The sequence below is a fragment of the Yersinia kristensenii genome (genome assembly GCF_900460525.1).
Lineage (GTDB): Bacteria > Pseudomonadota > Gammaproteobacteria > Enterobacterales > Enterobacteriaceae > Yersinia > Yersinia kristensenii.
The window spans coordinates 4,390,750-4,411,429 of the sequence record NZ_UHIY01000001.1; the positions used below are offsets into that span (position 1 = coordinate 4,390,750).

Genomic DNA, 20,680 nt, shown 5'->3' on the forward strand with positions numbered 1-20,680 from the left:
GCCGCGTATGCCTCTGATAGTGCTGACAGGGCGTGATGCAGGTGCGATTCTATGCGTTTCTCTTATATATTTTGATTGATTATTACCGCAAGTGATTTTATAGTCAATACCGCAGGTGATTGGATATTATTGCTAACGGTAATAAAATTGACTCATGAAAAAGAAGCCATTGACGCCAGAACAGTTAGACGACGCTAAGCGGCTGAAAGAGCTGTTTAATGCCAAGAAAAAAGCACTGGGTATATCCCAGGAATCTGTTGCGCATGAATTGGGGGTCGGCCAAAGTGCGGTTAACCAATTCTTAAATGGGATAAACCCGCTTAATGTGACCAATGCGGCAGCTTTTGCCAAAGTGCTAAATGAGCCAATCAGCAGCTTTAGCCCCTCTTTAGCAAAAGAATTGGCAAAAATGGCAGAAAGTTTGTCTATTTCGCACTCAACCAAGCTCTACGACAAGCCGACCGGATCCATTGCCAACAGTTACCCATTAATTAGTTGGGTAAGCGCGGGGAACTGGTATGAGGCAATCGAACCTTATCAACTGCGTGATATTGAAATTTGGCCGGAGTCGACCAAAAATGCGCACGACAATGCATTTTGGTTAAGTGTAAAAGGCGACTCCATGACTTCATCGTCAGGAATTAGTTTTCCGGAAGGCATGATTATCCTGGTCGACCCGGAAAAAGAACCTCTGCCGGGTAATTTTGTTGTCGCCAAATTGACTGACGATAACGAAGCAACATTTAAAAAACTCATTGTTGATGCCGGTGTTAAGTACTTGAAACCATTGAATCCTGCTTACCGTTTAATTGAACTCAATGGCAACTGCAAGATATTGGGAGTGGTAGTTGATGCCCGTTGGTTAGAAATAGATTAGCCAGAGACATCTATTACGCTATTAACAGGTAAAATCTAAATCACCTGTATAAACAAGCAGATAAAATAATATACAAAAATAACCGCCAGTGATTAACCTTAAAATCACTGGCGGTTTTTTTTTATATCACCAAAGAAATTATTTAACCTCATTTTGCGCTAAAATGGCTAAAACTCGGTTGTTTTACCTCACACAGAACTGTATATTAAACCAGTGTTTTTCACTTAGGAAAGAAGCGATGCGAGTTGAATTAATTTATGACAAACGGAATGTCGCCGGCCTGACGAATGCCAATGAAATGATTAAAGCGGAGCTGACCAAACGGGTGCATCAGGTGTTTCCAGATGCCGAGGTCAAGGTTAAACCGATGCAAGCCAACGGTATTAATACTGATGCGACTAAACAAGAGAAATCGGTGCTCAATCGTTTGGTAGAAGAGATGTTTGATGAAGCAGATCAATGGTTAGTGAGTGAGTTTTAATCCCGATTAAGCCGGGTAACCCAGCCCGGCCCATAGTCACTCTAATGTTATAGTCATAGTTAAATTTAATATTCTTAATTTTCTTTTAATCTTTAATTAACAATTTAAAATCCCTCGCAATGTTAACTTTCCTCATCAGGATTTAAATAAATTAAAGGTCAATGATGAAAGTTAATAGTGCAATAAAACAAAGCTTGAGCATATTCATACTACTTGCCTTATCTCACTCTGTGGTAGCCAGCCATCAGACTAACATGACTGATAGTTTGGCTATCAGTTCCTCGCTGGGGTTATTAAATACCGAATCAAATGAATATGTTTATGACCACAAAAACCGAAAATTAAGTCAGTTAGATTGGAAAGCACAAAACACCCCTATTATTAAGATAGATATATCATGGAACCTGCTCTCACGTTTAACCTTAACGGCTCGCGGATGGTCGACATTATCCACCACAAAAGGTGTTATGAATGATTATGATTGGCAAAAACCAGACCAAACCAAGTGGACTGATTGGTCTCACCATGAAAAAACCGATTTGAATTATGCTAACGAAATTGATCTGAATGCAAAGTTTTGGTTTTTAAAGCAAGATAATTACCGCATTGCTGCCATGTCCGGCTATCAAAAAAATAATAATAGTTGGACAGCTTATGGCGGCAGCTATTATTACAATAATGGCAATAATATTTTTACCGCTCCAGATAATGTTACCGCCATTGGCTATAAACAAAGATTTGATATGTCCTATCTTGGTCTGGCAGGAAGCTATAATTATCAAAAATTCGAGTTCAATACTTTGCTGAAATACAGCCGTTGGGTCAATACCAACGCGCAGGATGAACATTATGTACGCAATATTTCATTCAAAGACAACAGCAAAAGTTCGCGTTATTACGCAGTGGTGGTTGATGCGGGATACCACATCACCTCGAATACCAAATTATTTGCCGAAGTGGCTTGGAACCAATACAGCGAAGGTAAAGGGGGAACACAAACCCTTGAGCATAACACTGGCACCTCAGTGAATAATCTTGATGGCTCAGGTAGCGCCCAAAAAAACCAAACTATCGCCATTGGTTTTTTATACACGTTTTAACCCACTGGCTCCCACGTAGCGATACATCGTCAGCATCAATGTGGTGTGAAATACCCTGTTTCAGCAGTATTGATGCTTATTTTTCACTTTAAATGTCACTATTTTTTTCAACTTTATTGGAATTCTTACAGCTAAGTTAAGTTTACAAGGACGGCCAACCTTCTGTTTTTATTGAATATCAATATCAACAAAATTCCCCCACCTCGTCACTATTACATAAAGAAGAATTAACAATGGTGCATGAATGGCAGTTTGTTACTGTGATTCAGTTCAAGTTTTCCTATATCAAGCCGTTACTTGAATCATGCCCTCCCCTACCTTTAGGACGCTCTATGCTTGATTCCATTCGTTCACGTATTCTGGCTGCCTGTATTATCATCGTGGCTGGCTCGCTTGCCATTAATACTTATTTTAACTACTCGGTTGCCAACAAATATAACAATAGTGCCATCGATAATACCTTGAAAGCGGTTACTGCCAGCCATGGGGTTGGGATTGCAGATTGGGTGGCGATGAAAACACAGATGATTGTGTCTCTTAAGGAGAGTTCACTGACAGCTGACCCTATTGCAGCTTTACGCCAAGTGGCTGCGGCAGGTAACTTCATTAACGTTTATATTGGTTACGCAAATAAGACGGCCATTTTTTCTAATCCAGATGGTATCCCTGCTGGCTATGACCCCACCGGTCGCCCTTGGTATTTACAAGCAGTGAAAGCGGGAAGTCCAGTGGTGACGCCCCCTTATATTGATGCTGGGACTAATCAGTTAGTCGTAACTTTTGCATTGCCGATTATTCAGGATGGCAGTGTGAAAGGGGTATTAGCTGCCGATGTCACCATGGACAGCGTGATTACAAACGTAAAATCTATCCATCCAACAGAGGGTAGTTTTGGTATGTTAATTGATACTGACGGCACAATTATCGCCCACCCAGACGCGCAATTAACCCTAAAACCATTAAGTGAAATTGCGCCAACACTGGATCTTAAAACCCTGTTGACCGCAAGCTCCCCTACCGCTGCCGAAATTGATGGCAGCACCAAGTTGTTACTCGCACAAGCCGTACCCGGTACCCAGTGGTTTACCGTCGTCGCACTGGATAAAGCCCACGCCACTGCGGGTATGCGCTCATTATTGACCACATCCCTGGTGACCCTGATTGTCATTATCTTAATTGCTGTGGTAATTATTAGCCTGATTACCCAGCGCGCCCTGACGCCACTGACCCATGTCCATAAAGCTATGGATGCTATCAGTTCAGGCACGGAGGACTTAACCCAGCGCCTGCCGGTCGAAGGCCGCGATGAAGTGGCAAAAATAGCGATTTCATTCAATAACTTTGCCGACAAACTCAGCAGCGTCATGGCGCAGATCCGCAATACCAGCGAGTCTGTCAGTATTGCAGCCAATGAGATCGCAGCAGGTAATCAGGATTTGTCTGGCCGCACAGAGTCAGCCGCTGCCAGCTTGCAACAAACTTCAGCGGCATTAGAACAAATCTCGGCCACCGTGGCGCAATCAGCCAGTGCAGCAAGGCAAGCTAATACTGCGGTTCTCTCAGCCGCCAATGATGCTTCTCGTGGCGGCGAAGTTATCGCGAAAGTTATCACGACCATGGAGTCCATTGAGGCGGCATCGGGCAAAATCGGTGATATCACCAGTGTCATTGATGGTATCGCTTTCCAGACCAATATTCTGGCGCTGAATGCGGCTGTCGAAGCAGCGCGCGCCGGTGAACAAGGCCGTGGATTTGCCGTGGTGGCGGGAGAAGTCCGGACATTGGCGCAACGCAGCGCACAAGCGGCAAAAGAGATCAAAACACTGATTGACTCGACGGTAAGCAGTGTTGCCTCTGGATCTGGTCAGGTGCGGCAAGCCAGTAATACCATGACCGAAATTGTGAGCAGCGTGTCTGATGTCACGACAATTATGTCAGAAATCACTAATGCGGCAGATGAACAAATGCGCGGCATTCATGAAATCAATAGCGCAGTTGCACAATTGGATACCATGGTGCAACAAAATGCCGCATTGGTGCAGGAATCAACTGCGGCCTCTGCGGCATTGCAAGCTCAAGCAGCTGATTTGACCGGTGCTGTGAACCAATTCAGGATCTAATGACCTTCCGTTTCAGCGGGTCACCTTTAACCCGCTGAAACGCTCTACTCAAGCACGACCTGACTCAAGTAATATCCGCGCGCCAATTTTCAGCGGTACAAAATTGTCTGTCTCGATCCCCGCTTCTGTTAATGCGAGCTTCAGTTGTTGTGGCGGCTCATCCAGTGATTCATCAGCCAACTCAAACACGCCCCAGTGGATAGGCACCGTCACAGGTTGCTGTAATTGTTTAAATAACTGCACTGATTGCTGCGGATCCATATGCTGCGCATTCATAAACCAACGCGGGGCATAAGCGCCAATCGGTAAAGCTGCATAGTTAAATGGCCCTAATTTTTCACCAATGGTGAGTAATTGCGGGCTATACCCGGTGTCACCGGTGAAATAGAAATTGATAGCATCGCGCTTAACCACCCAGCCCGACCACAAACTTTGGTTACGATCCCACGGTGTGCGCATGCTCCAGTGCCGCGCGGGCACACAATGAAACTCAAATTCGGCGGCAAGATGGCTGTCCCACCAATCCAATTCGTGAACATGGCGAGCACCATGATGCAGAAACCAACTTTTCAGCCCCAGTGGCGCTAAAAAAGTCACGTCGGGGAAACGGCGTAATAATTGAGTAATGGTTCTGACATCCAAATGGTCATAATGATTATGGGAAATCACAATCACATCAATATGCGGCAACTCCTTTACGCTGGCAGGTACCGGCGTCCTGCGCTCTGGGCCATAAAAATTGAGCGGTGAAGCCCGGCTGGAAAGCACCGGATCAAACAGCACGGTTTTGCCACTTACGCGCAATAATAACGAAGCATGGCCCAGCCACCACAAAGCATCTTGTTGACCGCTGAAATCTGCCGGTTGCCACCAGTCAGTGACAAACTGCGCATAACCCTGCTGCGGGGGTTTCGGTAAGGACTGGCGCTTTCGTTCCTCACGCCAGCGTTTCAAATCTTGCGAATGATGGACAACTGGCTCCAGATTCTGAAATCCAAACTCTGTGTGGTGTGGCTTACTGGCATCATAATAAGGGTTTTTCTTCGCCATTTTACGTCCTTCACTGCTAGCCACTCTTGCAGCCAGAATACATTCATGGGCCATGCCCGTCATAGTTCACGCTTGCCCAATATGAATGCTTTCACCCGCTGGACAAGTCGCCTAAACAATAGAATTTAATGTCGATGATGATACTTCAGAAGTCTGATTTAAATCTTGCCACACTTATCACGGTCACAATTGTCATAAGCAGGCATTATCACTCATTCATATTCTTATGGATATTTTGTTTTTTACTGAATATTTCCACCTTTCTACTAAATTGATTCATATCAATTTTTACTGCAATACGCGCCATCTCCGGCGACAAAACCCTTTTTCGTGATCCAACGCTCATTTTTAATAGCAACACTCCTTTATAAACAAAACAATTATCCATTATTAATGAAACGTTGTTTTAATTTGAGGTGGCAGTAAGAATGAGTAAAGCTATTACAACAAGACATACGTTGGCGTATGGGAGCGCCAACTTACTGGGAAGCGGGGCACTGGCAATCAGCGGTGCCTGGTTAATGTATTTCTACACCACCTTTTGCGGGCTATCAGTGGTAGAAGCGGCCACTATTTTTTCAATCGCCAGTATTCTCGATGCCATCAGTAATCCAGTAATGGGTTATATCACTGATAACTTTTACAATACACGACTTGGCCGCATATTTGGCCGACGCCGCTTCTTTATCTTGCTAGGTATTCCACTGGTATTGGTCTATCCCATGCTGTGGATGAGCGGATTTGGTTTCTGGTATTACCTCCTGACCTACGCGCTGTTTGAACTGATTTACACCTCCATCATGGTGCCGTATGAAACACTGGCGACCGAGATGACCACCGATTTCGCCAAACGCTCGAAATTGACCGGTTCTAAAGCTATTTTCGGCAAAGTCGCCAACTTCCTGGCAGCTTTTATCCCCGGCCAGTTTATTGCTATTTATGGTAAAGATTCAGCAACCCCCTTCCTCTATACCGGTATCGCCTACGGCTTGATTATGTGTTGCGCCATGATCTGGCTTTACAGCTCATCCTGGGAGCGTCCGGCCAGCGAAGTGGTGAAAGAAACCACCAGCAGCTTGGGCCAGGCTTTGAAAAAACTGTGTGTGGATATGACCTCCACTTTTCATCTACGAATTTTCCGCAAACACCTGGGGATGTACCTGTTCGGTTTTGGAGCTGAATGGCTGTTCGCGTCTGCATTCACATACTTTATTATTTTTGGCCTGGGTCAGGATGCGGCGCTGGTTTCCCAGCTCAACAGTTTCAGTTCAATCATGCAGTTGATTTCTACCGCTATCTTTATCGGTATTTGCGTCAAAATGGGCTTTGCTCGCCCGTTCCGTATTGCCCTGCAAGTGGTGATTGTCAGTGTGATTGCCTATGCGGCGCTCTATTTCACCGGTTGGTCTCAAGCCACGACAGTGATTGTGTTGTTCTGCATTACTGCTGTTTTCGGTTTAAGTACCGGCGGTATCTACTACATTCCATGGACGGTTTATACTTTCCTGGCGGATGTGGACGAAGTTTTGACGGGGCGTCGCCGTGAAGGGATTTATGCCGGAGCCATGACGTTTGCTGGCAAAATGGTGCGCTCAATTATTGTCTTCGCTATGGGCTGGACATTAAGCCGCTTTGGCTTTGTTTCCGGCCAATCCAACCAACCGGAAGTCGCGGTACAAGCCATTGTCGGGGTATTTGCCATCGGGGTTATCTCACTGGCGCTGGTGGCAATCTACTACACCACGCAGATGAAACTGGACCGCAAGAATCATAAAATTCTGCTGGAAGAAATTGATCGGATTAAGAATGGTGGTGCCATGGCAGATATTCCGGCCCATGCCAGAGTGGTGGCGGAAGAACTCACCGGTTGGAAGTATGAGCAGTGCTGGGGGAATAACCCTCTGGGCATGAAAGAATCATCCAATGTGATCCCCAAGCCGGTCACTGAAAGCTAATTCATTTCAATAGATATCCCAAACCGCAACGGCCCTGCCCGCTGCGGTTTTTTAACTGCATGATTAATGCGAAACGCGTGAACCTAAGTCACGATCCTGAGCTTCGCCGTGGATCATATGGGTCAATTCCTCGACTGAGGTTATCAAGCCATTTTCTATTTGGTAGAAAGCAATCACTTTCATCAGCACTTTTTGCCCATTCTTTTTCACTGCCTCAACCAGATGCACACTGGCTACCCGGTCACCCTCGGCAATGACCTTTTCAAGAGTGACTTTCCCGCTGATCAAGGTATTTTTCAATACCTGCGCATGTTGAATAAACTCTTCATAATTTAATAAATTACCGTCCGCATTTTGTTGATAATCCTTAGAAAAGAAGGCGGCAACCTCCTGAGCTGTGAAGGCCGGATCGACCAAGGCCGTAAATACCTGCTGGAGAAATTGTTTTGCTTGCTGTGAATTCATTTTTATCGTCCCGTTATCCCACTCACTATTGAGAAAACCAGACTAGCAATATCTTCATGACCTTGATAACGTATTCAGGTCATTCAATACGGTTTTAACGCCATGAAACCCACTTTAATAAACTCGTCAATACTTCAGCCGACAGAAATGCCGCTGCTAACGGTGATACAGCGCCACGACCCACAGCCGCGAATAACCGAGCCACATCGCCACAGTGCGGGTCAGTTATTAGGGGCGATCAATGGGTTGTTGACCGTGACCCTGCCTGAGGGTCAGTGGGTGGTACCCGCCACCCATGTGGTGTGGCTGCCTCCTCACCAAGAACATGGTTTTTACTCTCACGGCCCTTTTCGCGGCTGGAGTGTCTATGTTCGTGAAGACGCCTGCGCGCCTTTACCGCAACTTCCGCGCACCATGCAGTTAAGTGGATTACTACGAGAAACAGTGAGTCGAGCGGCACAATGGCACCCTACCGAGTTAGATGAGAAACAGCAGCGGATTATTGCGGTAATACTCGATGAGATTGCCTCACTGCCCGCAGAACCTTTTGAATTGCCCATGCCGCAAGACTCCCGGTTACTCAAAGTTGCCCGGGCGTTACTGAATGATTTGGCTAATAAGCAAAGGATGGAGCAATGGGCGCAGTGGGCAGGAATGTCTCCACGCACTTTGAGCCGCCGTTTTATCATTGAAACTGGCTACAGTTTTAGCCACTGGCGGCAACGCGCACGTTTAATGCGAGCATTGGAAATGCTGGCAGAGAAAATACCGGTGACCCATGTCGCTTTAGATGTTGGCTACGATAATCTCAGCGCTTTTATTGAGCAATTTCAACGTGTTTTTGGTGTCACTCCGGGCAAGTACTTCCCGGTAATGTAAATTATTCGTCTGCTTGAAAATTTCAGCATGTTTTATGCAGATATCCGATTACTATAAGTCCATGACGCTTATTTTACTTTTTGACCTTGGACAAAAGATTGCTGAAACATTTTTCTTCCCCGTTACTGGCCGCTGCTCTGTTTACTATTCCGTTGCACGGCTACGCCAACACCGAGCTTTTGACATCACAAGTTGTTGATCAATATGCCGAACATATCTTCTATAACAGCGGAGCCATGGGGATGGCACTGGTTGTTATTGATAATAATCAAGTGGTTAACCGCAGTTTTGGCGAAACCAAACCCGGTAACAATTTGCGCCCGCGGCCAGATTCATTAATCCGCATTGCCTCTATTACCAAGCTGATGACCAGTGAAGTCATGGTAAAGCTGGCTGAGGATGGCACGGTAAAATTAACCGATCCTTTGCAAAAATGGGCCCCTAAAGGAGCCAGAGTCCCAGCTTATAATGCGAAACAGCCGATTACCTTGCTCAATCTGGCCAGCCACACCAGCGGCTTGCCCCGAGAACAGCCCGGTGGCCCGCAAAAAAGGCCGGTGTTTACCTGGCCGACTAAAGATAACCGCTGGCAATGGTTGAAACTGGCCAATATGACTGTTCCCCCTGGCGTGAAAGCGGCTTATTCGAATTTAGCTTACGATTTGCTGGCAGACGCGCTATCTCGCGCCTCCGGGAAACCTTATACCAGCTTATTACGAGATAAAATTACCGCTCCACTGGGTATGCGAAATACCACTCTCACCCCTACAGCAGAGCAATGTAGCCGTTTGATGGTTGGCGTGGGCAGTAGTCGCTGTGAAAACACCATTGCAGCAGCGGGTAGTGGCGGGGTTTATTCAACACCGGAAGATATGCAGCGCTGGATGCAGCAATTCTTAGCGTCAAATAACAGTGCACGTAAAAACACCGCTAAACGCGAACAAGCGCTGTATTTCCAACGCCGTGATTTAGTGTCATTAAAAGGGATGGATGTAGCTGGCCAGGCCGATGCCCTGGGGCTAGGCTGGGTCTATATGGCACCCAATGCTGAACTGCCGGGTATTATGCAAAAAACCGGTGGCGGTGGTGGATTTATTACTTATATGGCGATGATCCCCGAGAAGAATATTGCAGTTTTCGTGGTGGTCACCCGCACGCAACTGACGAAGTTCACCAATATGAGTGATGGCGTGAATCGGTTGGTTGCACAGTTGGCGAAGAATAGCTGACTCAATCAGCGGCAGTGAGAAATCCTGCCGCGATGCAAATTTGTCGGAAAGCAAAAATCCCGTTATCTTATTCAGATAACGGGATTTTAATTGGTGCCGGCACCAAGAGTCGAACTCGGGACCTACTGATTACAAGTCAGTTGCTCTACCAACTGAGCTATGCCGGCGTAATTTGGCGGAAGGATAGAGATTCGAACTCTAGGACCTGTTACAGTCGACGGTTTTCAAGACCGTTGCCTTAAACCACTCGGCCATCCTTCCAATGAGCGGGATTATCATCTATAGCGTGATGATATGTCTAGTGTTTCATTCAAAAAAAATGAAATTTTAGTTCGTTTGGTTAAAGTTCATGCCAAAACTGGTCAAAAAAAAGCAAAATGATTAAAAATGCGCCCATGTGTGAATGGGGATTTCAGCCGACTAACAACAAAGCGCGGGTACAAAAAACGCGGCCAAATGACCGCGTTTTATCAGAACCACCCTGTCAGCAGGATTAGAACTGGTAAACCAAACCAACCGCTACGATATCATCAGTGTTGATACCGGCATTTTTGGTAAAGGTATTTTCATCCAACAGGTTGATTTTGTAATCAACATAGGTGGACATATTTTTGTTGAAGTAGTAAGTCGCGCCGACATCAACATATTTCAGCAGATCCTGGTCACCATAGCCGTTGCCAAGGTCTTTACCTTTAGATTGCAGGTAAGCCACGGATGGGCGCAGGCCGAAGTCAAACTGATACTGAGCCACTAACTCGATGTTTTGTGCTTTGTTGGCAAAACCTGAGTCAGTGTCATTGTTGAAGTTACCGAAGCGAGTCAAGTTGTAAGTCTGGGCATAATTTGCGGCCAGATAGACATTGTTCGCATCATATTTCAAACCACCGGTGTACGCGTCAGCGCGATCACCATGGCCAAATGCCAGTTTATTCTGGTCATCAGTACGTTTAGAACTGGCCATCGCAGCAGATGCGCTCACGCCCCAGCCCAAATCATAAGAAACGGACATACCATAGCCGTCACCATTCTGACCTTGTACATCACGGCCATTGTTGGTTTCAGTACCGCTGCCATTTTTGCCCTGATATTGCAGAGCAAAGTTCAGGCCATCCACCAGACCAAAGAAGTTGGTGTTACGGTAAGTCGCCATGCCGTTACCACGTTGTGACAGGAAGTTGTCAGCACCGTAAGTATCACCACCGAATTCTGGCAGTACGTCAGTCCATGAAGTTACGTCGTACAGCACACCATAGTTACGGCCGTAGTCGAAAGAACCGAAATCAGCAAATTTCAAACCAGCAAAGCCAACACGGGTGAAGTTACCTTGGTCTTGGTCTTCCGCTTTGTTTAGATTTGCTTGATATTCCCACTGGCCATAACCGGTCAGTTGATCACTGATTTGGGTTTCGCCTTTCAGACCAAAACGCATGTAAGATTGGTCACCATCTTTGCTTTTGTCGTCAGAAAAATAATGCAGACCATCGACCTTACCGTACAGATCCAGTTTGTTACCGTCTTTGTTGTAAATTTCAGCTGCGCCTGCACTACCTGCAACTAATAAAGCGGGAACAAGCAGGGAAAGAACTCGAAGTTTCATCGTTATTATCCTCTAATTATTAGATCTAACTATGCCACTGCTCTTACGAGCATATTATCCCAATCGGGTTATTCTATTGTGGTAATAATATTAGGATTAATCTATACAGAAAATGCTACGAAGTCTCGGATAATGTTTCATATGTCTATAAAGTATTTCAACATGTTAATTATAGCGAACTTTAACAGAATTTAAAAACACTATAAAATATAGCACCCATAATCAATAAATAATTTTTAACTTTATAAATCAAACACATATATAAATATATTAATAGCACAAATTGACAAGCAATATCTAACATCGAGGAACTATAATAAATCCGCTATCATCATTATTTTACTATTTCCTTCATTGTGGCTCGCGCAGCCAGATAATTCGTTAGTGTTACGGCCGGTCTTTGACCGGCTTTTTTATTGCCCGCGCCACATTATCAAAATGTATATTTATTATTTTGATAATACTTACACAATCAAATTATAGATAAATAATATAGTTTCACAGCTATATTTGAGCACGAATAGCTTAAATAATTAAGCACAATAATTAACCTGAACGGCTAATTATTGCCTTCATCTTTATTGGTTTTTTTTCATATTATTGGCTTTGTCATTAGTGTGAATGCAAACTGAGCTACTGTGTAAGTCAGACAATATAAGATAAAACATCCCCCGATAATTTATGAAAATATCGGGCTTATAGGATATGAAATTGTCTAAGAAGCTCGCCGCTATTCAACACATTAACAGGAGGATAGTATTGAACTTTAACAATGCTGTTAAGGTTTATATGAAAATTGGAGAATTAGCTCGCTGTACTGGCCACCATGCCCGGTGATATGGGAAATAATTTGCTCGCTTTATTAGCCAGGTCGGCGCGATTAGTATGAACATACATCCGAGAGTAAAATTGATCTCGCTTGACCTCATCTTGCCAGCTATCCGGCAATACAGATTCCACCATAGCTTAGCTTTATTGTATTGTTATCATAAATCTGCTGATTGATTAATATTTGAGCAAGTCAATGATAAAACCGACAGCATGATGAACAAGGTGGCCAAGTATTGTGATAATCCAGATAAATCCCTTCGACCCGCATTTCGCTTTGTGATAGAAACGTCTGTCTATATTTATTATTCGTATCAATCGCAGATCCTATACCTCATGACCGCCAAAACACGTCAATCCATATCGCAGCCAGGTGTTGCACAGCAAATCTCGACTCGGCTCGCATTTTTTATCTCCGGATTAGGGATGGCTGCCTGGGCGCCGTTAGTGCCCTTTGCCAAAGAACGTATTGGTCTGAATGATGCTTCACTGGGCTTACTGTTATTGTGTATTGGTGTCGGTTCGATGCTTGCAATGCCCTTGACGGGGGTGCTAACCGCTAAATGGGGGTGTCGGGCAGTGATTTTATTGGCTGGAGCGGTACTTTGTCTTGACCTCCCCTTGCTGGTTTTGATGAATACTCCCGTCACGATGGCACTCGCCTTGTTAGTCTTCGGGGCGGCAATGGGCATAATAGATGTCGCCATGAATATTCAAGCGGTCATTGTTGAGAAAGCGAGTGGCCGGGCGATGATGTCCGGCTTCCACGGGCTATTCAGCGTCGGCGGGATTGCGGGCGCGGGCGGCGTGAGCGCATTATTGTGGCTCGGTTTAAGCCCCCTGACAGCGATTCTTACCACCGTCGCATTAATGATTATCTTATTACTGACCGCCAATAAAAACCTGTTACAGGGCAGTGGAGAGCCGCATGATGGCCCCTTATTTGTCTTCCCGCGCGGATGGGTGATGTTTATCGGCTTTTTATGCTTTGTGATGTTCCTGGCTGAAGGCTCAATGCTCGACTGGAGTGCGGTCTTCCTGACCACACTGCGCGGTATGGATCCCTCACAAGCCGGTATGGGTTATGCAGTATTTGCTATTGCCATGACATTGGGCCGTTTAAATGGTGATCGGATAGTCAACGGATTGGGCCGATACAAGGTATTATTAGGTGGGAGCTTATGTGCGGCCGTGGGGATTATTACCGCGATAAGCATTGATAACTCAATTGCGGCCCTGATTGGCTTTATGCTTGTGGGGTTAGGTGCATCGAATGTGGTGCCGATCCTGTTTACCGCTGCGGGTAACCAAACCGTGATGCCGGCAAATTTAGCCGTCGCATCCATCACCACCATCGGTTATGCCGGTATTCTGGCAGGCCCTGCGGCAATTGGTTTTGTCGCCCAGGTCAGTAATTTATCGGTCGCTTTTGGCTGCGTGGCACTGTTGTTACTGACTGTCACTGCCAGCGCCAAAGCCGTCACGCGCTAACCAAGGGAACTGCATTATCTTTATGCAAAATAACTCGTTATCACCCAGTTCAGCTAACATTACACGTTGTTTCTGGCTGTTTATCGTATTGCTGCTCATCTCGATGGGGCTGTATGGTTACAACTATACCAATGCTTACCTGACAGAAAAAAAACACACATTGGCCTATATTGCTACCGGTTTGCAGCAGCGTATTGATGATTATCGTTACCATACCTACCAGATATACGATTTTGCCAATAATCCAGATATTTCGGACAAGAGTATTCTCAACGTCCAAGAAACCCGTCTGCGTCCTGATATTTATTATATTGAAAAACCACGCAAAAAAACTGATGCCGTTATTTTTGGTAATCATACCCCCGCGACACTGGCCATGACCTTGCAGTTGTCGGACTATCTCGACAACCATTGGGGAGCGCAGAATGATACTTACTCGATGTATTACCTTAATGGCCAGGACAATAGCCTGGCGCTCATTACCACACAGCCGTTAAAAGAAATTACATCGCGTTTTAAAGAGAGTTACCTGACCGCCGCCGCCGAGTCTCGGCGTGCAGAAATGCTGCAACAGGCCAATACATTAGATGAGCGTGAGAGTTTCTCGCCATTACGGAAATTACGCTTTCAGAACGCCTACTATTTTACTATCCGAACCACCTTTAACCATCCCGGCCATTTGGCGACAGTCATTGCCTTTGACTTGCCAATTAATGACTTAATCCCGCCGAACATGGCGCGATCAAACTTCCTCCTCCAACCCGACAAAACGCCTATTAATGAGGGAATGGCACCGGAGGACACCACCGCTGCCAGCGTAGCGTTAAATGGCTATTGGGTTGAAGTCTCTGCACCACTGGCTAACACCTCACTGAAAATTGTTTATCGTGTGCCTGTTACCGTGCTGACCATTGATTTATTAAGGAATAATTTCTGGCTGATTCTGACCAATATATTGCTGTTATTCCTGGCAATCTTAGGGGCCTATTTAGCTCGCCGTCAATTTGTTCGCCCAAGTTCAGATATGATTGAACAATTAGAGGCCCAGAAATCACTGAGTCAGGAAATCATTACCAGCTTGCCGCAAGGGCTATTGGTATATAACTTCAGCACTAATGCCATTGTCGCCAGTAATCAGATAGCTGATAACCTGATGCCGCACCTTAATCTGCAGAAAATTGCACATATGGCGGAACAACACCATGGGGTGATTCAGGGCACAGTGAATAATGAAGTTTACGAAATCCGAATATTCCGCAGCAAGTTTTCGCCCGAAACCTACCTTTTCTTGCTTCATGATCAAGATAAAGAAGTCTTGGTCAATAAACGCCTGCAACAGGCAAGGCGTGAATACGACAAAAGTCTGCAAGCGCGTAAGCTCATGTTGCATAACCTTGGTATTGAACTGAATCAGCCCCTAACTAATCTAAATCAGACGGCTAAAGCATTACAAAACACAACTGACTTAGCACTGCGATATGAACTAACGGCTAAATTAGTAGAACAATCTGAAAGTATTATTGAGCTGGTTGATAATATTACCCTGCTGACTCGCTTGGAAATCCAAGACTGGCAACCTGAGCAGCATAGTTTCTCCTTGTCGGCATTAATCGATAGCCTCCTACTGGAGATTCTTCCAGCGATTAATCAGAAAGGCTTAACTCTATTTAATCATTATCTTGTTGATATTGAACAGAATTATATAGGAGATGAAAAAGTATTACGGAAAATACTTTCGTTACTGCTGCATTATTCTGTTATTACGACAGCTTACGGAAAAATCACCCTTAATGTGGGCCATGAGCCTGGGCATCCAGAACAACTGATTATTCAAATAACTGATACCGGCGCAGGTATTTCTGATGAAGAGATCAGTAATCTTAATTATCCTTTCCTCAGCCAAACATTGGCCGACAGATACAATCACAGTTCGGGATTAACCTTCTTTTTATGTAACCAATTATGTAAAAAATTAAATGGCCAATTAGAGATCCGCAGCAAAGTTGATATAGGTACTCGTTATACAATCCGGGTTACGATTGCTATCCAAAATGCGCAAGAGGAGGAGCAAGAGAAATTATTGGATGGTGTGACGGTATTATTAGACATAACATCGGAAGAAGTGCGTTCTATAATCACAACATTATTGAATTCATTCGGCGCTAACTGCATTATTGTTGATGACCGCTTACCGGGGCGAGACTATGATGTAACCGTGACAGACAACTCACAACACTATGATAAATATACCTTATTACTTGCACCTGATGAAATAGGAATGCAGCAGTTGCAGGATAATTATATTCGGGTAAATTATAATTTAGGTAGTGCAGTCATTGATGCAATATTATTATTAATTGAACAGCAAATTTTATCAGACGAATCTAACGATGAGTCTGGATCCATTGTTGATGGTGATATAAATGCATATGAACAACAACTAAAGTCCAGTGACTATTATTCCTTATTTGTTGAGACAGTACCGGTAGATCTGAAGAAACTGTATACTGAACTTCAGCAACGTGATTTCATATCGCTTTCGCAGACCGCACATCGATTGAAAGGCGTATTTGCTATGTTGAATTTGCATCTCGGCAAACAACTATGTGAAACATTAGAACAGCATATCGCAGATGGCGATCGGTTGAAGATCGAAAATAGCATCAGTCAAATTGATTCTTTCGTCACCAGACTGTTGCAGCAAGGTAACCCATAACCATGAACAACCTTAATGTAATTATTGCTGATGACCATCCAATTGTTTTGTTTGGCATCCGAAAGTCACTCGAACAAATTGAGTGGGTAAATGTTGTTGGGGAGTTTGAAGACTCAACAGCGCTTATTAACAATTTGTCTAAGCTTGATGCCAATGTGCTAATTACCGACCTCTCCATGCCTGGAGATAAGTACGGTGATGGCATCACATTGATAAAATATATAAAACGGCATTACCCGGATTTAGCCATAATTGTACTAACAATGAATAATAACCCGGCTATTCTCAGTTCAGTTTTGGACTTGGACATTGACGGGATTGTATTAAAACAAGGCGCGCCCGCTGATTTACCTAAGGCTTTGGCAGCATTACAGAAAGGGAAAAAATTCACTCCTGAAAGTGTGGCTAAACTGCTAGAAAAAATCAGCGCTAATGGCTACGGTGATAAGCGTTTATCACCAAAAGAAAGTGAAGTTTTACGGTTATTTGCTGAAGGTTTTCTGGTCACTGAGATTGCCAGAAAACTTAATCGCAGCATTAAAACCATCAGTAGCCAGAAGAAGTCGGCGATGCTGAAGCTGGGCGTGGATAATGATATTGCCCTGTTAAACTACCTTTCGTCTGTCACTATTGGCCAAGATAAAGAATAACAGTTGTCCCCCAACCCGGTATTGTCCAGCAGTGCCGGGTTTTACCCATTTCTATCAATCCATTAATTATCGTTATAACAACCCTGCACTTTCAAATTCAAAACTATAAGCCAAAGTAATTAGAGTTGTAGGTAGGCAGCAAACGAGAGACAAATCGGTCGGGAAGCGATTTGAACAGCATTGATGCTAACCCGCAGGGTGAACCTCACGGATGAGGCTAATTATTCCCAATGAGCTTACTCACGTAAGTGATTCGGGTGAGTAGGTGTAGCAATAACCCTGCAGCTTCAAGTACAAAGGCTCTAGCGCGCTTTCCGCACTTTATCGCCGTAATAACGCAGCATCTGGCGCAAGGTATCCAATGTGACTGGCTTAGATAAACAGTTATCCATACCGGCTTCAAGACAGCGTTGTTTACCTTCCGCCAATGCATTGGCTGTGACACCAATTACCGGGAAATTATGATTCAGTTGCCGTAAGCGCTGTGTCAGACGATAACCATCCATATTCGGCATATTCACATCAGTCAGCACAATATCAACACTATTGGCATTCAACACTGCCAGAGCATCCAAGCCATCATTCGCCGTAATGACCCGATAACCTAAAGTTGTCAGTTGATCAGCCAATAACCGCCGATTAATCGGATGGTCATCCACCACCAGAATTTGCAGGTCATCATTATCATCCTGATTGGTTTTCGCTGCTGGTAACGCGAGCGGGGCTTCTTCAACTGCAGGCTGTTCCTGCAGTATACAATCTAATAACGGGATGATTTCCAGCAATGTGGCGGTACTCAACAACCAATAACCGGGCCGTGTTTCTTGTGGCAAACCAATATGCTCAATGGATATCTGAATCCAGGTCGATAATGGCGCGTTTATTTGTGGTAAGTAATCACAAATAAGCACTTGATCCTGTAACGTTTGCTCATTGCTGTAACGTTGGATAGTGGCACCGAAATGGCTTAAAAGATCGAGTAAATAGCTTTCCAGGCGAGCATTGCGAATATCCAGCCACAATATCTTTCCTTGCCAGCGATCACTCTCCGGCAAAACTGCATTTTGGGCCTGATACTGACTTTCTTTCAAATACAAAGGAATACGAATAGCAAAGATACTGCCCATTCCCAGCTCAGAAACCACCTCAACATCGCCGTCCATCAAGTTGATCAATTTCTCACAAATTGCTAACCCTAAACCGGTTCCCTGGAAATGGCGCTGCACCCCGGTTCCCACCTGGAAGAAAGGATCAAATAACTGATTTATCTCACGTGAGTTAATACCCACACCGGTATCCCGCACACGGAATTCCAAATAATAACCGCGCACCCTGACTTGCAAAATAATGCAGCCAGTATCGGTAAATTTAATAGCATTGTTCAGCAAGTTAGAAATAACTTGTTGTAGACGAACAGCATCACCCACCATCATCCGCGGAACATTCGGTTCAATAAAACAGTACAAACCCAAGCGCTTCTTCACCACCAGCGGTAAATAGTTCGCCGTGATATGTGTTATTACCTCGACAGTAGAAAACTCGATCGGCTCAATTTTCAGTTGCTCAGATTCTATTTTAGAGAAATCGAGAATATCACTGATAATTTTGAGTAATAGCCCAGAAGAATTGTTCATCGCTGTCACCAACCGCTCAACCCCGTGTGGCAACTCTTTGGTTTGTAATAAGTCGAGATTGCCGATAATGCCATACAGTGGGGTGCGCAGTTCGTGACTGACGGTTGCCAAAAACATGGATTTCGATTGGCTGGCCTGCTCTGCCGCCGCCGCCATTTCTTGCAATGACTCTTCCATTTTCACCCGTGAACTGACATCCACCAGCACACAAATCGCTACATTTTCATTACGATAGCGGGAGTGAACAAAGCTGATTTGTAGATTGTTATTATTACTGGTCATCACATCAACAAAGTTTGCCTGCTGCTCACAAATAATGCGGGTAATACGTTCACGATCCTCATTTGTCAGTAAATTAATATAGTTATGTGCTAGTTCGTTACTGAGGATATTGGTGCCGTCGCTGATGCGTAATATAGAAATACCCACCGGCGCAGAAGCAACAATTTTACGGTTAAATTGTTCATGTTCTTCCAGTCGCAAAGCATTATCTTCAGCCGGATGGAACATTTTCCGTTCAAACAACCAGGCCAGAGTGAATATCACCGCAGCAGATAACGCATTCAGCAATAATGCATTAAAAATTAATAGCTTGAATATGTCTATTATAGTTCTAACCGGCAAAGAATAGGCAATGCTGAGCGAGGACGGCAGTAAATTCTTTTTCAGAATCAGATAATTATAATCATCTACATAACCAAAATAAGAGGGTGAATCAGGATAGTCATCCAACATTGAGGCGTAGCGCTCCCCGGTTGCAAGGCGCAATACGGGCTCATTATTTTCATCCAGCAAAGTCACACCAACAGGTAGAGGCCCAGGAGAGATGAAATCCTCCAGCCGAATAGTCTGTTCTGTCCCCACCAATGCTTCTAACTTATTGCCCGCATAAAGCGGGCTTAGCACATATAAGGTGCCAATTTCAGGCCGCACACCAGGGACAATCCAATACAACGGGCTGTCTTTATCCTGATTATTTGCCTCACGATATTTTGCAATGTGTTCATTCAACGACTTAAGCAGACTCTCTTGCTCTATCGGAACATTTCGAATATCGAAATCCACCATACACATGGTGTCGCTGCCAATAAAAAATATCCGGTTAAGATCATAGGCGGCCGCAAAGTTCTCTTTCCAATACAAGATAAGATTACTGAGAGAATCTAATGACGAGTGACGAGACGCATTAAGTGTGGCGCAATCGGCCGCTGGATTGAGTGGGTAATATTTGGGCGTGGCTTTACTTTTAATAAATGCACCAGCCGCGATATCACTGCTCGCAGTATTGTGGTTTAACCTGTTTTCCGCCATATATTTGATATCACGGATAATATCGGAAGAATGTCGAATATAGCTCTGTGCTAAATCGAAGTTAGTATTATATTCCTGACGAATGTCAGATTTTTTCTCGTTAAGGATGTTCAGGATATAAAAAGTGGTCAGCAGTGCGCCAAGGGACCATAACATGACAGCCAGAACCCGAAATAAGTAACGGGAAATTTTCAGTGTCGTGCGAAATGAAGAAAGATATTTCAATCTGATACCATGGTGAAAGCATCGCCGGGCAGGCTGAGTGGCCTACAGAATACACTACCCACGACTCATTAA

14 protein-coding genes, 2 tRNA genes and 1 pseudogene are annotated in these 20,680 nt (G+C 44.6%); 10 read left to right on the plus strand and 7 right to left on the minus strand.

Going from position 1 to position 20,680, the window contains the following annotated elements:
• The first annotated feature begins 154 nt into the window (after positions 1–154).
• The 4 genes from DX162_RS20415 (at position 155) to DX162_RS20430 (ending at position 4,578) form a co-directional block, all read left to right on the plus strand.
• Positions 155–877, plus strand: a complete 723-nt coding sequence (locus tag DX162_RS20415; RefSeq protein ID WP_004389450.1) for a LexA family protein — start codon at positions 155–157, stop codon at positions 875–877.
• Positions 878–1,115: 238 nt separating this feature from the next.
• Positions 1,116–1,358: a DinI-like family protein gene (locus tag DX162_RS20420; RefSeq protein WP_004389449.1), complete on the plus strand. Its 243-nt coding sequence runs from the start codon at positions 1,116–1,118 to the stop codon at positions 1,356–1,358.
• Positions 1,359–1,612: 254 nt separating this feature from the next.
• The gene (locus tag DX162_RS20425) at positions 1,613–2,458 is read left to right on the plus strand and encodes an omptin family outer membrane protease (protein ID WP_276329938.1); all 846 of its coding nucleotides are present in this window, start codon (positions 1,613–1,615) and stop codon (positions 2,456–2,458) included.
• 332 nt (positions 2,459–2,790) lie between these two features.
• Positions 2,791–4,578, plus strand: a complete 1,788-nt coding sequence (locus tag DX162_RS20430) for a methyl-accepting chemotaxis protein (RefSeq protein ID WP_004389446.1) — start codon at positions 2,791–2,793, stop codon at positions 4,576–4,578.
• A gap of 48 nt (positions 4,579–4,626) precedes the next feature.
• Here the strand turns inward: DX162_RS20430 and DX162_RS20435 are convergent, their stop codons facing one another.
• Positions 4,627–5,628, minus strand: coding sequence for an MBL fold metallo-hydrolase (locus DX162_RS20435; RefSeq protein WP_032819458.1), 1,002 nt, complete (start codon positions 5,626–5,628; stop codon positions 4,627–4,629).
• Between the two features lie 428 nt (positions 5,629–6,056).
• Between DX162_RS20435 and DX162_RS20440 the strand changes: the two genes are divergently transcribed.
• A complete protein-coding gene (locus DX162_RS20440; protein WP_032819386.1) occupies positions 6,057–7,583 on the plus strand; it encodes an MFS transporter in 1,527 nt (508 codons plus the stop codon).
• Between the two features lie 63 nt (positions 7,584–7,646).
• Here DX162_RS20440 and DX162_RS20445 read toward each other — a convergent pair whose 3' ends face one another.
• A complete protein-coding gene (locus tag DX162_RS20445; protein ID WP_004389442.1) occupies positions 7,647–8,048 on the minus strand; it encodes a nuclear transport factor 2 family protein in 402 nt (133 codons plus the stop codon).
• A 102-nt stretch (positions 8,049–8,150) separates the two neighbouring features.
• Between DX162_RS20445 and DX162_RS20450 the strand changes: the two genes are divergently transcribed.
• Positions 8,151–8,927 carry an AraC family transcriptional regulator gene (locus DX162_RS20450; RefSeq protein WP_032819385.1) on the plus strand — a complete coding sequence of 259 codons (777 nt, stop codon included), beginning with the start codon at positions 8,151–8,153 and terminating at the stop codon, positions 8,925–8,927.
• An 86-nt stretch (positions 8,928–9,013) separates the two neighbouring features.
• Positions 9,014–10,156 (plus strand): D-alanyl-D-alanine-carboxypeptidase/endopeptidase AmpH, encoded by a 1,143-nt coding sequence (gene ampH, locus DX162_RS20455; RefSeq protein WP_032819457.1) that lies wholly within the window; start codon positions 9,014–9,016, stop codon positions 10,154–10,156.
• 91 nt (positions 10,157–10,247) lie between these two features.
• On the opposite strand, the gene DX162_RS20460 is transcribed toward ampH, so the two are convergent.
• The 4 genes and pseudogenes from DX162_RS20460 to DX162_RS22710 form a co-directional block, all read right to left on the minus strand.
• A tRNA-Thr gene (locus DX162_RS20460) sits at positions 10,248–10,323 on the minus strand.
• 6 nt (positions 10,324–10,329) lie between these two features.
• Positions 10,330–10,417 (minus strand) — tRNA-Ser (locus tag DX162_RS20465).
• A 232-nt stretch (positions 10,418–10,649) separates the two neighbouring features.
• On the minus strand, positions 10,650–11,753 hold the full coding sequence (locus DX162_RS20470) for a porin OmpC (RefSeq protein WP_004389439.1): 1,104 nt from the start codon (positions 11,751–11,753) through the stop codon (positions 10,650–10,652).
• 816 nt (positions 11,754–12,569) lie between these two features.
• Positions 12,570–12,713, minus strand: a pseudogene (locus DX162_RS22710) (secretion protein HlyD); the annotation flags it as partial.
• A gap of 204 nt (positions 12,714–12,917) precedes the next feature.
• Here DX162_RS22710 and DX162_RS20480 point away from each other — a divergent pair.
• The 3 genes from DX162_RS20480 to rcsB are packed head-to-tail and all read left to right on the plus strand — an operon-like array spanning position 12,918 to position 17,438.
• Positions 12,918–14,072, plus strand: a complete 1,155-nt coding sequence (locus DX162_RS20480; protein WP_004389435.1) for an MFS transporter — start codon at positions 12,918–12,920, stop codon at positions 14,070–14,072.
• 22 nt (positions 14,073–14,094) lie between these two features.
• Complete coding sequence (gene rcsD / locus DX162_RS20485; RefSeq protein ID WP_004389434.1) at positions 14,095–16,788, plus strand: phosphotransferase RcsD; 2,694 nt, start codon at positions 14,095–14,097, stop codon at positions 16,786–16,788.
• A 2-nt stretch (positions 16,789–16,790) separates the two neighbouring features.
• Entirely contained in the window at positions 16,791–17,438 is a 648-nt protein-coding gene (gene rcsB / locus DX162_RS20490; RefSeq protein ID WP_004389433.1) for a response regulator transcription factor RcsB, read from the plus strand.
• Positions 17,439–17,740: 302 nt separating this feature from the next.
• Here the strand turns inward: rcsB and rcsC are convergent, their stop codons facing one another.
• Entirely contained in the window at positions 17,741–20,608 is a 2,868-nt protein-coding gene (rcsC, locus tag DX162_RS20495; protein WP_032819383.1) for a two-component system sensor histidine kinase RcsC, read from the minus strand.
• Between the last annotated feature and the right edge of the window lie 72 nt (positions 20,609–20,680).

Bases quoted from the DNA above. Each gene is read 5' to 3' on its own strand.
- DX162_RS20445 (WP_004389442.1), bottom strand. From the start codon at position 8,048: ATGAATTCACAGCAAGCAAAACAATTTCTCCAGCAGGTATTTACGGCC.
- DX162_RS20420 (WP_004389449.1), top strand. From the start codon at position 1,116: ATGCGAGTTGAATTAATTTATGACAAACGGAATGTCGCCGGCCTGACG.
- rcsB (WP_004389433.1), top strand. From the start codon at position 16,791: ATGAACAACCTTAATGTAATTATTGCTGATGACCATCCAATTGTTTTG.
- rcsD (WP_004389434.1), top strand. From the start codon at position 14,095: ATGCAAAATAACTCGTTATCACCCAGTTCAGCTAACATTACACGTTGT.
- DX162_RS20435 (WP_032819458.1), bottom strand. From the start codon at position 5,628: ATGGCGAAGAAAAACCCTTATTATGATGCCAGTAAGCCACACCACACA.
- DX162_RS20415 (WP_004389450.1), top strand. From the start codon at position 155: ATGAAAAAGAAGCCATTGACGCCAGAACAGTTAGACGACGCTAAGCGG.
- DX162_RS20440 (WP_032819386.1), top strand. From the start codon at position 6,057: ATGAGTAAAGCTATTACAACAAGACATACGTTGGCGTATGGGAGCGCC.
- DX162_RS20470 (WP_004389439.1), bottom strand. From the start codon at position 11,753: ATGAAACTTCGAGTTCTTTCCCTGCTTGTTCCCGCTTTATTAGTTGCA.
- DX162_RS20430 (WP_004389446.1), top strand. From the start codon at position 2,791: ATGCTTGATTCCATTCGTTCACGTATTCTGGCTGCCTGTATTATCATC.
- DX162_RS20450 (WP_032819385.1), top strand. From the start codon at position 8,151: ATGAAACCCACTTTAATAAACTCGTCAATACTTCAGCCGACAGAAATG.
- DX162_RS20480 (WP_004389435.1), top strand. From the start codon at position 12,918: ATGACCGCCAAAACACGTCAATCCATATCGCAGCCAGGTGTTGCACAG.
- DX162_RS20425 (WP_276329938.1), top strand. From the start codon at position 1,613: ATGACTGATAGTTTGGCTATCAGTTCCTCGCTGGGGTTATTAAATACC.